Genomic DNA, 12,627 nt, shown 5'->3' on the forward strand with positions numbered 1-12,627 from the left:
TTCTTCGAGGAACACCATGCTGCATCCTGAACTTGAAGCTTTTCTCGACCTGGCCGAAGCCAATGCTGGCAATGCGCCGTTTCATCACATGAGCCCTGTGGAAGCCCGCCGGGTGTTCCAGCAGTCCACCGAACAACTGCGCTGGGCAGCGCCTGAAAACCTGGCCATCGAAGCGCTGTACGCCCCTGCCAGGGACGGTGCGGCCATACCGCTGCGCCTGTATCGGCCGCCACAGGCAGCGGCCCGGTTGCCGGTGCTGGTGTATTTTCACGGCGGCGGTTTTGTCGTCGGCAGCCTCGACAGCCACGATGGCGTCTGCCGCGAACTGTGCGCAAGGGCCGGCTGCGCGGTATTGGCGGTGGGTTACCGGTTGGCGCCGGAACACCGTTTCCCGATTGCCCTGGAGGACGGTGAGGATTGCCTGGCCTGGCTGGCCAGCCAGGCTGAGTGCCTGGGCCTGGACCGCGCCCGTGTGGCCTTCGGCGGCGACAGCGCAGGTGCCACCCTGGCCACGGTGCTGGCCATCGAAGCGGCGCGGCTGGGGGAGCGCGCAGCGCTGACGCCGTGTGCCCAGCTGCTGTGCTACCCGGTGACCGATGCCAGCCGGCAGAGTGTTTCGCGCACGCTGTTCGGCGAGGGTTACCTGCTGGAAAGCGATACCTTGGAATGGTTCTACGACCACTACGCACGCACGCCGCAGGACCGCCAGGACTGGCGCTTCTCGCCGTTGCTGGCAGAGGATCTGAGCGGTGTCGCGCCAGCCATCGTTGCGCTGGCCGGGCTCGACCCGCTGCTGGATGAGGGGAGGGCCTACGTCGAGCGCTTGCGCGAGGCTGGAGTAGCGGTCGAGGTGATGGAGCTGCCGGGGCTGACCCATGACCTGTTGCGCATGGCCTCGGTGCTGCCGGATGTGCTGCAGGTGCATGAGCGGTTGTGTGCGGCGTTGGGGAGGGCGATGGGATAAGGGGAGCCCGGGGTGTTCGCCTTGATGTTTTCAGCGCCTGGGAGATCGAGCGCCGCCCGCGCGGCGCATCGCGAGCTTTGCTCGCTCCTACGTTTGTTTCGGGCCAATCATTTCTGGGGGATTTGCGCGCGGACGCCTTGGCGCATGGCGCGATATCCCGTCGTACAAACCAGGCGGTCGCGCGCGTCTGCCACAGGCGTTACTGGCCAGAAACAAACGTAGGAGCGAGCAAAGCTCGCGATGCGCCGCGCGGGCGGCGCTCGATCTCCCAGGCGCTGAAAACCGCAAGTCGAACACTTGGCAGCCCCGGTGGCTCCACCAGGAATGAAAAAAGGGCCGCTATGCGGCCCTTTCCGTACTCAAGCGAGCACCCTTCAGAAATCTCCCTTCAAGGTCAGCATGAAGTTGCGTGGTTCGCCATAGTAGTTACCCCAACCGGTAGCCCCGATGGTGCTGTAGTACTTCTTGTCGAACAGGTTGTTGCCATTGACCGCAACGGTCCAGTTCTGGTCCAGGCGATACTGCACGCGGCCGCTGAACAGCGTGTAGCCCGGCTGCTCGATGCGGATGTTGCCCTGGCGGCGGAAGTTGTCGCTCTGGCTGGACACCCCGGCACCGATCGTCCAGCGATCCAGCGCGCCATCAAGCTGGTAGTCACCCCAGACCTTGAGCATGTGCCGCGGAATGAAGCTGGAGGTGAACGTCAGCTCGGTCGGGTCGGTATCGTTAATGGTCTTCAGGTACTTGGTCTGGGTATAGGTGTAGCCGGCCAGCAGTTGCAGGCGGTCGATCGGCGAGCCGCTGATCTCGGCCTCGAAGCCCTGGGCACGGACCTTGCCGCTGTCGGTGTAGCAATAACCGTCACTGGAGCCTGCACAGACGTTCTCATAGTCGGTTTCAGCACGGTGGTCTTCGATGGTACGGAACAGGTTGAACGACGTGTTGAGGTTGCCGTCGAGCAACTCGCCCTTGATGCCCAGCTCATAGCTGCCACCGGTCTTGGGCTGCAGCGATTGACCATCGGCGGTGGTCAGGTTGCCTTGCGGCTGGAAGATCTGCGCGTAGCTGGCGTAGGCGGTCCACTGGTCGTTCAGGTCGTAGAGCAAGGCGCCGAATGGCGTGACTTCGCCGTTTTCCTTGCTGCGGATATGTTCCCAGGTATCCCAGCGCTGGGTATAGGAGTCGCGGTCATTGCGGTACCAGCTGACACGGGTACCCAGCACCAGGGTGAGGGGCTCGGCCAGTTTCAGGCGCAGGTTGGCATAGGTGCCCCATTGGGTCGTGGTGGAGTCGGTCGGGAACGGGCCGCCGCGGATGGTGCCGGTCTGGTAGTCGGCCTTGGCCGGGTGCGGGAAGTTATCCGACGGGTCGAAAGGGTTCTGCGTGCCGCTCAATGCCAGCAGGGCGAAGTAGTCGTGGTTTTTCTGGCGGCTGGCGTTGGCCCCGATGATCAGTTCGTGCTCCAGGCCGAACGCCTCGAACTTGCCATCGATGTAGCTATCGAAGCCGTAGTCGGTCTGGTCGTAATCGAAGCGCCCGGAATAGCGCCCCATCGCGCCGGTGGTGGCACCCACCGGTACCGAGCCTTCAGAGTAGCCGTACTCGATGTTCTGGTTGTTATGGGTGTAGACCGACGCGAAGTTCAGCGACCAGTCGTCGTTGAAGCGGTGCTTGAGGTCGGCGAAACCGGTAATGCGCTCGCTTTGCAGGTCGTTCCAGCTGGCACCCAGGCAGGTCGAGCGGGACAGTTTCAGGTCGCTGCCATCGGCGTAGCGCGGCAGGCCGTGATAGCAAGGGGAGGCGTCGACATCCTCGTAGGCCAGACCGAAGCCCAGGGTGGTGTCGGGCGTCACATCCCAGTCGATGGCGCCATAGGCGACGCGGTCCTGGCGATCGGCGTTGTCGTAGAAATACTGCTTGTCCTGCAGCGCCGCCACGGCGCGGCCGCGCACGGTGCCCGACTCGTTCAGCGGGCCGCCCACGTCCACCTGGCTGCGGTAGTTGTCCCAGCTGCCGGCGGAGAGGGTCACGCTGGTGTGGGCTTTGTCCTGGCCACGTTTGCGCACGAAGTTGACACCACCGGCCGAGGAGCCGGAGCCCTTCATCATGCCGGCCGCGCCTTTCAGGATCTCGACGCGGTCATAGAACGCCATGTCGCTGGAAAAACTGTTGGCCTGCACGTAGTTGCCGCCCACATCGAGGGGCACGCCGTCGTACTGGTACTGGCCGTCGAGGTTGAAACCGCGCGAGTAGAAGTACTTGCCGCCCATGGGCGAGTCATAGGTGGTGATGCCGGGCGTCTTGTCCAGCACCTGCTCGAGGGTGTTGAGGTTCTGGTCGTCGAGCATCTTGCGGGTCATGACGGTGACCGACTGCGGCGTCTCCTTCAGGGTATGAACGCCTTTGCCAATGGTTACGGCGCGTGCAGCATACGAGTTGGTCCCCTCACTCGTGGCATTCAGCGTGTTGGCATTGATGTTCAGTGGGCCCAGCTCCATTGCCGACGAGCCGGATGCGCCATTGAGGATCACCGTGTGGCCGTCGATCTGGTAGGTCAGGCCGCTGTCACGCAGCAGCAGGCGCAGTGCCTGCTCGGGCTCCATGTTGCCCTTGATGGCCGGCGCGGTGGTGTTGCGCACGGTCTCCGGGCTGTACAGCAGCTGCAGGTCGGCCTGCTTGGCCAACGCATTCAGCGCCCCGACCAGGCCCTGGGAAGGGATGTTCAGTTGTACCGGTTCGGCATTGGCGTTCAGCGAGGCTGCCAGCGCACAAGCCAGCAGCGACGGGGTCAACAAGGCCAGTGATTTCCTGCGAACCGCCTTGGCGAGCGGCGAAACCGTGTTAGTGGTCATGCGGATACTCAGTGTTAGCAGATAGATTACTTATGAGAGTTATTTGCATTTATGTAACGTACCGGCTCCCCAGAACCGGAAAGATCAATGTGAAAATTCTGTGATTTCTTCTTCCACGCGCTTGCCGTCGCGCAGGCGCAACAGGTGATCGGCGACGTCGAAGTAGCGATCGTCGTGGCTGATGACGATGATGGTCTTGCCCAGGCGCTTCAGTTCCGGCAGCAGTTCGGTGTAGAAAATGCGCCGGAACGTCGGGTCCTGGTCGGCGGCCCATTCGTCGAACACCAGCACCGGGCGCTTTTCCAGCCAGGCGTTGACCAGTGCCAGGCGCTTGCGCTGGCCGGTGGACAGGTCGGTGGTGGTGAAGGCGCCGTCACGGATCTGCACCTTGTGCGCGATCTCCAGGCGCTGCAGATACTTGCCGGCATCCTCGGGCAGGGCCTGGGCGTCTTGCAGCAGGTCATCGAACAGGTAGTAGTCGGCGAACACGGTGGTGAACAGCTGGCGATAGTCATCGCGGTTGGCTGCCGTGACAGCCTGGCCATCGAGCAGGATCTCGCCCTGCTGTGGTGCATACAGGCCCAGCAGCAGCTTGATCAGGGTGGTCTTGCCACAACCGTTCTCGCCGACGATGAACAGGATGTCGCCGTGTTCGATGCGCAGGTTGATCGGCCCCAGGGCAAACGGCGCCGCGCCTGCCACCGGCGGGAAGGCAAAGCCGACGTTGCGCAGTTCGAGGCTGCGAATCTGCTGATCCGGCACTTCGTTGGCGGCAAGCAGCAGGTGCGGCTCGGGCGAGGAGAACTGCTGCGACAACTCGGCAATGCGGCGGAAGGCGATCTGCGCGCGGCTGACGATCGGTAGGGTCGAGACCAGGTGCTCCAGCGGCCCTTTCATGTAAAGCAGCACCAGCACGAAGCCGCTGGTGACCTTGGGGTCGCTGACCAACTGGGCTTGTTGCAGGGCCAGCACCAAGCCGATGACCACGAAAAACAGCATCGAACCGAGGCTCTTGGCGATGACGAAGATGTTGATCGAACGCACGTGGGTGTCGCGGATGTAGTTCGCCGTGCGGCTGATGCGGTCGTTGAACATGCGCTGACGACGCGGCCGGCTGATGCGCAGCTCCTTGGCGCCCGATGCAACGCCGTCGTAATGTTTCTGCAGTTCGTCCTCGGCTTCGCGCGCTGCGTTGAAACCGCGGATGCCACGGACCCGTGCGATGTATTGCACGGCAGTGCCGATCAGTACGGCAAGGGCAGCGATCAGGAACATCGGCCAGGACAGCTGGGCCAGGTAACCCAGGCAGCCCAGGGTCACTGACAGCGAAATGGCCAGCGGCGCGAAGGCGAAAGCGAAGTCGCTGATGGTGTCGACGTCATGGGTCAGCACCGGGATCAGGCGGTGACTGCGGTAGCGCTCGATCTGTTCGATGGGCGCACTGAGCACCTTCTCGCCCAGGTCGCGGCGCAAGCCGGCGATGACGTGCTGGCCGACATAGTTGGTGCCAATGTCCGAGGCGATGGAGGAGCCCAGCGCCACCAGGCAGATGCCGGCAAACGCCAGCACCACACCCCAGCTCAGGGCACCAGGAGCATGCAGCAGGTTGTTGATGTTGGCCAGCAGCAAGGTGATGCACAAGCCGCCGACGATACCCAGCCCGACGGCAAAGGCGACGATCAGCCGGTAGGGTTTGAGCAAGCCGAGGAGTTCGCGAAGTGCGCCAGGGGTCGATCGGTTCATGGTAGGTTCCTGGTGGATGCGCAGATGCGCTTTGGGGCGCTGTGCGGGGCAGGCGCCGGTGCGGGCCATTGCCCTGTGAAGAAAAACGTTCGAGAAGTGTTCTTATTTAGGAGGCCCAGGCCATGGGCCCGGGCGAGTGGGGCAGGTGGCGTGGATCAGAGCTCGCGGGCTACCCGGAAGCCCAGCCAGTCGCCCCGCACATAGGGTTCGCGGTAGTTGCGGTTGCCGGAGCGGGAGAACACCGGGGCTTCGCTGTAGTCGTTGCCGCGGATGTGGTTGTACTCGCAGCTTGCTTCCATCCACGCACTGCCATCGGCGGGTGCGCCGACGTAGTTGTCGTGCCGGCAGTCGGCGACCCATTCGTAGACATTGCCGTGCATGTCGTAGAGGCCGAAGGCATTGGCCGGGAAGCTGCCGGCTGGCGAGGTGTAGTTGAAGCCGTCGGCGGCGCCATAGGTGTTGGCGTGCTTGGCGATGCTGTATTCCTTGCCTTCATCGAAGGGGAACGGGAACGGGCCGCTGCTGCCTGCGCGGGCGCCGTATTCGCGCTCGGCTTCGCTGAGCATGCGGTAATGCTTGCCGGTCTTCTTCGACAACCAGGCGACGTAGGCCTTCACCTCGTCGTAGCTGATGCACACCGCCGGTTGGTCGGGGCCTTGCGGGTAGCTGGGCTTGCCGTTGGTGCAGCGGCGGCCTGGGCGGTCGTCGCCGTCGGGGAGGGTGACCTTGGCTTCGCGTTGCCAGGCCTGCAGCTGTCTGGCCTGGACCTGGAACTGGCTGATGGCGAAGGGCCTGGCGAAGGTCACGGTGTGCATCGGGCCTTCGTCCGGCTGGCGGCCGACTTCGTCGTCAGGCACGCCCATGGTGAAACTGCCGGCGGGCAGCACGACCATCTGCGGGCAATCCTTGCAGTCCTTGAACGTCTTGCCGGGTGCGTGCGCATCGCTGGCAAAGGCCGGGGCGCTGGCGAGCAGGGCGGCCACCAGGGCCAGGGGCTTGAACATGTGCATGGCGGTTCTCTTGAAAGGCGAAAGGTCAGGCGAGTTGCGGGGCGAGGATGGCCATCACCCGGTCGATCTCGGCTTCGTCGTTGAGCAGGCTCGGGGCCAGGCGCACCACCGGGCCGACATCACGGTCGACGGCGTCGCTGATCACCTTGTTGGCCATCAGGTGGCGGGCAACGGCGTCGCAATCGCGGCCCTCGACGCGGAAGAAGGTGAAGCCGGCGGAAAGCTGGCGGCTGCGTGGCGTCACCAGTTGCACCTTGGGGTGTTCGGCGAGGCGCTGCTTGAGGTAGTCATTGAGCTGGTGCACGCGGGCCTGGACATCGGCCTTGCCCAGCTGCAGGTGCAGTTCGAAGGCCTTGCCCAGGGCCAGGCGATGGTCGAAGGCGTGGTAGCCACCGGGGGTCATCAAGGTGCCGAAGTTCTCGCCCTTGGTGAAGGTCGGCAGGCTGGGCACCAGGTACGGCTGGGGCTTTGCTTCGCGGGCGATGATCACGCCAGTGCCGCGTGGGCCGAACAGCCACTTGTGGGTGCCGGCGATGAAGTAGTCGCAGTTGAAGTCGGCGAAGGTCACGTCCTCGATGCCGAAGCCGTGCACTCCGTCGACCACGTAGAGGATCCGGTCCTGCTCGTCACGCCCCTGGTTTAGCGTTTTCACCAGTTCGCCGACTTCGCCGATCGGCAGTTTGACGCCGCTGCCAGACTGCACCCAGGTCATGCCGAGCACGCGGGTTTCCGGGCGGATGGCCTGGCGGATATTGCCGAGCATTTCGTCCACCGAGACCAGTTGCGGGTCCTTGAACAGCGCCACCCGGCGCACCTGGGTGCCCATCAGCCGTTCGCGGTAGGCCAGGCGGGTGTTGGTGGAATAATGCTCGTGGGCGCTGACCAGGATTTCCTTGCCCGGCGCCACCTGCAGGCCGCCGTAGATCATCGACAAGCCTTCGGTGGTGCTACCGGTCAGGGCCACCTGGCTCGGCTGTACGCCGAAGTAGCGGCCGGCCCAGGCGCGCACCTCGTTTTCATAGCCCCAGAGTTCCTCGCGGTCCCAGTCGACCATTTCGCCCGGGTTCTGGTCCAGCCGCGCGCGGAAGCGGGCGATGGCCTCGCTGACCACGCGGGGGTGGGAGGCGAGCAGGAAATTGCAGAAGTGCAGGTAGGCCGGGTCCAGGTCGAACTGCTGGCGCAGGGCCTGCCACTTGTCCTGGCCGGGTTTTGCCTCAAGGGGGGCGGCCAGTGCGTTGGTAGTAAAACTGCCGGTCAAGGGCAGGGCGGCGGCGAACAGTCCGGCCTGCTTGAGAAAGCTGCGACGGTCGTTCATCAGCCGCGCTCCGCTTGTGTGCTGGCAGCGGGCTTGGCCAGGCGCTGCACCTGCTCCCACACGCGCAGGAAGTTGCCGCCCCACAGCTTGGCGATGTCGGCGTCGGAGTAACCGCGCTGGATCAGTTCGGCAGTGACATTGCGCGACTCGCCGACGTTCATCCAGCCGGTGACGCCGCCACCGTCGTTGAAGTCGGAGGCGATGCCGACATGGTCGATGCCGATCTTGCGCACGGTGTAGTCGATGGCGTCGACCATGTCCTTGACCGTGGCACGGGGCTCTTCGTCGAGGATGGCGTAGAGCGCGCTGGCGTACTCGCCGAACTTCTGCTCGGGCCAGATGGAGATGATCGCGTCACCTGGCATCAGGGCATTGGCCAGACCGTTCAGTGGCTGCAGGTCGAAACGCTTGCGCAGGGCGTTGAGCTTGTCCAGAGTGCCCTGGCTCAGCGGCTTGAGGTAGGCCGGGAAGCCCACCACCTGCACCACACCGCCGCTGCGCTTGATCGCTTGCAGCTCGTGGTCGCTGAGGTTGCGCGGGATGTCCACCAGCGCACGCGGCGCCGAGTGGGAGGCGACCATCGGCGCACGGCTCAGGCGAGCGACGTCTTCCAGGGCCAGGGTGGACATCTGCGAGACATCGATGATCACGCCCAGGTCGTTGAGCCGGCCCACGGCCTGTTCACCCAGCGGCGACAGGCCGCCGAGGGCGTCGGGGGTGTCGTTGAGGAACGGCAGTGGGCGCGAGGAGTCGGCCCAGGCGTTGTTGCCCACGTAGCTGAAGCCGAACATGCGCATGCCGCGCGCGGCCCAGGTGTCCAGGGCATCGAGGTCGTGGCCCAGCGGGTAGGCATTGAGCATGCTGAGGAAGATCGCGAACTTGCCCTCGCCGTGCAGGCGTCGGAAGTCGGCGGGGGTGTAGGCGATGGCGACCTGGTTGGGGTAGTCGCGGACCATGCCGGTGAGGATCTTGTAGCGCATCTCCTGCTGCTGGCGCGCTTCATCGACGAAGGCGGCGGTCGGGCGATGGGGCGCATTGGCGCCGTTCCAGATTTCCGGCCAGCCGAAGATCGTCAGTGCAGCCCCCGAGAGGCGCCCGCGGCCCGCCTTGACCAAGTCGAACTGGCCGCTGCCATCCTTGTCGGCCTCCTTGCCTTCGGTGCCGAAGTTCAGCGGCACGGTGATGTGGCTGTCGAAGGAGATGATGCGCTCTTGCAGTTCTTCTGCGTGTTTCATCACTTCGCGCGGGTAGCCGGCGGGCAGGTAGATGAAGAGGTACCAGGCCGCGGCGCCCGCAAGCGCGAGGATCAGCGCCAGGGCAGCGAGGTAGGGGGCCTTGCGCAAGCGTGTCGTGTTCATTGCCATCCCGTTGGTTGCAGGGTCGATGCGGTTGCGGCAGCCGCGATCACGGGGCTTGCCTGTCACGGAGGGACGAGAGCGGCAGCGGGAAATTTAGCGGCGTGCTGCCGGTAAATTTGCCGCGTGGCGTCTCGTTCTAGCTCGATAGGCGTGGCTGACACGGATACGGATGTGGCGATGAGGTTTTCCAGGCGTGGGTTCATGGTGGGGCTGGCGGTAGCCGGGGCGGCGGGTTCGGCAGCGTGGTATGCGCGCCAGCCGCGCGACCACGACGAGAAGCTCGGCAAAGATGAAGTAGAGACCCCCGGCGAGGCCACGGTCGATGCCGCTACCGCTGCGGGTGTGCGCATTGGCGACAAACTGCGCGGCATCTGGGACCTGCGCTTCAGTGGTGCCGAGGCTGGCCTGGATGGCCTGCCCCTGCAGGACGTGCAGATGCTGCTGGATGTCGGCCCGAGCGGCCGCTCGCTGCGTGGTTTCATCGACGTGGCTGAACGCCTGCGCGGCAGTGACCAGCCCCGTTACCGGGTGCTCGGCGAACTGGTCGCCGCCGATGCCGGCAAGGTCCGCTGGCGCCTGGTGCCGGCTGGGGCGTCAGCGCCCAGCCATGAACTGGAGGCGACCCTCGATGAAGTCTGGGCATCCTGGGGCAACGCTGGCGCCGGCACCCTGACTGGGCGAATCCGTCGCAGCGACCGGCCACTGTTGAGCCCTGAGCCGGACAATCACTTCGTCGCCAGCAAGCACGCCTTCCCCGAGGCGCGCCAGGTCACGCCGCTGGCGCCAGCGCTGATGGCCTGGCTGAACTCGCCCGAGCACCGCCTGTTCCACCAGGTGTGGCATGCCACCCGGGACAAGTGGCACCGTCTGGCCGAAGACAAGCGCGACGCCCTGCGCGGCGCTGGCTGGCAACCCGGCCCGCGTGACGCCGAACGCGGCGCACGCGGGCGGCGCAAGCACCTCAATGGCTCCGGCGAGGACTTCTTTTTCATGCACCGGCACATGCTGGGGCACGCCCGCGGTCTGCAGCCTGACCTGCCGAACTGGACGCAACTGCCGCTGCCGTCACCGCAGCTGGAGTACGACCGCCAGGGGTTCATCCGTTATCATGAAAACCATGACGGCAACTCGGTGCCACCGGCCTGGGTCGCGGCCAATGACGAGGAACTGAGCCAGTGGTTGCATGGCATCAAGGCGGCCGAAACGTTTTTCAGCAATTTCCAGGTCTGGGAATCGCAGTACCAGGACCCGGACTACCTCAGCCGCCTGACCCTGGGGCAGTTCGGGTCGGAGGTGGAACTGAACATCCACGACTGGCTGCACATGCGCTGGGCCACCGTCACCCGCGACCCGTCCAACGGCGCGCCGGTGATGGGCGATCGCAACCAGACGGACTATGCGGCGCGCTGGTTCCGTGAGGAGAACGACTTCCTCGGCGACCCGTTCTCGTCACACGTCAACCCGGTGTTCTGGCGCTTCCATGGCTGGATCGACGACCGTATCGAGGACTGGTACCGGGCCCATGAGCGGGCCCATCCGGGTGAGGTGCAGCGGCGCGAGGTCAATGGTGTGTCGTGGTTTGCGCCTGGGCGCTGGGTGCAGGTTGGCGACCCTTGGCTCGGGCCGATGACCCATGGTTGTGGGGGGATTTCCGATGCCGGGGGCGGGGCTGGGGAGATGGAAGTGGAGGCGATGAAGCTGGCGTTGCGCATTGCCTTCAGTGGCGAGCGGGAGGTTGACGACCTGCTGCGGCGTACGCCGCGTAGGCCTTGGTATGCGCGGCATATGAAGTTGCCCGAGGGGGCGTGATGTGAGCAGTTTCTTGGCGGGAGGTTTGTGTAAAGGCTTGCAGGTGCCCGCCATGACAGGTTCAGTGCCTGTGAGATCGAGCGCCGCCCGCGCGGCGCATCGCGAGCTTTGCTCGCTCCTACGTTTGTTTCGGGCCAGTTATTCCTGGGGGATTTGCGCGCGGACGCCTTGGCGCCTGACTCGATATCGTGTCGTAGCAACAAGGCGGTCGCGCGCGCCTGTCACAGGCGTTACTGGCCCGAAAAAACGTAGGAGCGAGCGGAGCTCGCGATGCGCCGCGCGGGCGGCGCTCGATCTCAAAACCGCAGAAGATGTCGAGGCGAACGAGTCGGCGCTCGATCTCAAAACCGCAGAAGATGTCGAGGCGAACGAGTCGGCGCTCGATCTCAAAACCGCAGAAGATGTCGAGGCGAACGAGTCGGCGCTCGATCTCAAAACCGCAGAAGATGTCGAGGCGAACGAGTCGGCGCTTGATCTCAAAACCGCAGAAGGTATCGAGGCGACCACCTGTTGACCCCCACACACACCTTACGCCGTTACTTGCAATTCCCCGCCTTGCGATACCCCGCTGCCTGCGCCTCGGCTTCACTGCCAAACGCCACCTGGTTCTTCTGCGAAACCTGGCTGTACCCCGGGCAACCACTGGCCAGGTGATACACATGACTATTGCGGTTGCCCACAACCGCGCCACCCGCCACCGCACTGGCCAGTGTCGGTTTGGCCGCTTCTTTCACCGCCGTAGCCGGCACCACAGCCGCGCCCTGGGGCGTATACCCCAGCGCCCACTTGCGCTCGCCGGTCACGAACGGGTTGTTGTGCCCCATGATCGCGGCAATTCGCTGGTCACGCTGCTTCTCCCAGGCTGTCACCGGGTGCTGCTTGTCCCAGGCCATCAGCACCTGTTGCTGCTGGCGCGACATGCTCAGCTTGTAGCGATCGAACATGTAGAACGTGGTGCGTGCCACCAGCCCCTTCACCTCGTCGCGTGGCTCGGCGGTTTTCTGCTGGAAATCGATCTTGGTGGTGCACTGGCCGTACTGCGGCGCCACGCCGGACACCATGCCGTAATTGAAATTGCTGCGGTCACCGTTCACTTCGCCCACGGATGGGTAGAGGTTGAACAGGTCGGCTTCCATGGCGCGGAAGGTCGGGTCGCTGTCCACGCAGTGCTCGCGCCCGCCGTTCTGCCAGCACTGGCGCTGGTGGCCGAAGGTCCAGGCCGGGACGATGTGCTCCCACTCGGTACGCTCGGCGCGGGTCTGCAGCTTGCGGGTTTCATAACCACAGGACTTCAGGTCGACGCGGCCGCCAGACTTGCCGACCCAGGTCCACTTGCAGCCACAGTACAACTCGCCCATGGCGCTGCTGCCCTGGTCGAGGTAGATCTTCTGTTTGGCGACCACTTTGGCTTCGGTAAAGGTGGCGGGTGGGGTGGCAAAGGCGGCGGGGATGGCGGCGAAGGCGAGTGCGACGGCGCAAAGCAGTTTCTTCATGAAAATACGTCTTAGGCTTACAAAAGAACGCGATTATACGGCTTGAGCGGCTTGATAGAAGTAATGAAAGGCTTGCGCTTGAG

General features: G+C 64.5%; 9 protein-coding genes. 3 read left to right on the plus strand and 6 right to left on the minus strand.

The genetic code is table 11. The features are described from left to right. Nucleotides 1-16 precede the first annotated feature (16 nt). Nucleotides 17-964, plus strand: a complete 948-nt coding sequence (locus OCX61_RS07025; protein WP_261943161.1) for an alpha/beta hydrolase — start codon at nucleotides 17-19, stop codon at nucleotides 962-964. A gap of 374 nt (nucleotides 965-1,338) precedes the next feature. Here OCX61_RS07025 and OCX61_RS07030 read toward each other — a convergent pair whose 3' ends face one another. The 5 genes from OCX61_RS07030 to pvdM all read right to left on the minus strand — a co-directional run bounded on the left by OCX61_RS07030 (nucleotide 1,339) and on the right by pvdM (nucleotide 9,242). Continuing rightward, nucleotides 1,339-3,816: a TonB-dependent siderophore receptor gene (locus tag OCX61_RS07030; protein ID WP_261943162.1), complete on the minus strand. Its 2,478-nt coding sequence runs from the start codon at nucleotides 3,814-3,816 to the stop codon at nucleotides 1,339-1,341. A gap of 84 nt (nucleotides 3,817-3,900) precedes the next feature. Beyond that, a complete protein-coding gene (locus tag OCX61_RS07035) occupies nucleotides 3,901-5,559 on the minus strand; it encodes a cyclic peptide export ABC transporter (protein WP_261943163.1) in 1,659 nt (552 codons plus the stop codon). A 155-nt stretch (nucleotides 5,560-5,714) separates the two neighbouring features. After that, nucleotides 5,715-6,569 (minus strand): dihydropyoverdine dehydrogenase, encoded by an 855-nt coding sequence (gene pvdO, locus OCX61_RS07040; protein WP_261943164.1) that lies wholly within the window; start codon nucleotides 6,567-6,569, stop codon nucleotides 5,715-5,717. Nucleotides 6,570-6,594: 25 nt separating this feature from the next. Further along, nucleotides 6,595-7,884 (minus strand): pyoverdine-tailoring periplasmic protein PvdN, encoded by a 1,290-nt coding sequence (gene pvdN / locus OCX61_RS07045; RefSeq protein ID WP_261943165.1) that lies wholly within the window; start codon nucleotides 7,882-7,884, stop codon nucleotides 6,595-6,597. Further along, complete coding sequence (gene pvdM, locus OCX61_RS07050) at nucleotides 7,884-9,242, minus strand: pyoverdine-tailoring dipeptidase-like protein PvdM (protein WP_261943166.1); 1,359 nt, start codon at nucleotides 9,240-9,242, stop codon at nucleotides 7,884-7,886. Before pvdM ends, pvdN begins: the two co-directional genes overlap by 1 nt. A gap of 177 nt (nucleotides 9,243-9,419) precedes the next feature. On the opposite strand from pvdM, the gene pvdP reads away from it, so the two are divergent. Continuing rightward, on the plus strand, nucleotides 9,420-11,051 hold the full coding sequence (gene pvdP, locus OCX61_RS07055) for a pyoverdine maturation tyrosinase PvdP (protein ID WP_261943167.1): 1,632 nt from the start codon (nucleotides 9,420-9,422) through the stop codon (nucleotides 11,049-11,051). Nucleotides 11,052-11,103: 52 nt separating this feature from the next. Then, nucleotides 11,104-11,565 (plus strand): hypothetical protein, encoded by a 462-nt coding sequence (locus OCX61_RS07060; protein ID WP_261943168.1) that lies wholly within the window; start codon nucleotides 11,104-11,106, stop codon nucleotides 11,563-11,565. Nucleotides 11,566-11,587: 22 nt separating this feature from the next. Here the strand turns inward: OCX61_RS07060 and OCX61_RS07065 are convergent, their stop codons facing one another. Then, on the minus strand, nucleotides 11,588-12,544 hold the full coding sequence (locus tag OCX61_RS07065) for an endonuclease (protein WP_261943169.1): 957 nt from the start codon (nucleotides 12,542-12,544) through the stop codon (nucleotides 11,588-11,590). Nucleotides 12,545-12,627 lie beyond the last annotated feature (83 nt).

It is taken from the genome of Pseudomonas sp. LRP2-20, from assembly GCF_024349685.1.
In the GTDB taxonomy this organism is placed as follows: domain Bacteria; phylum Pseudomonadota; class Gammaproteobacteria; order Pseudomonadales; family Pseudomonadaceae; genus Aquipseudomonas.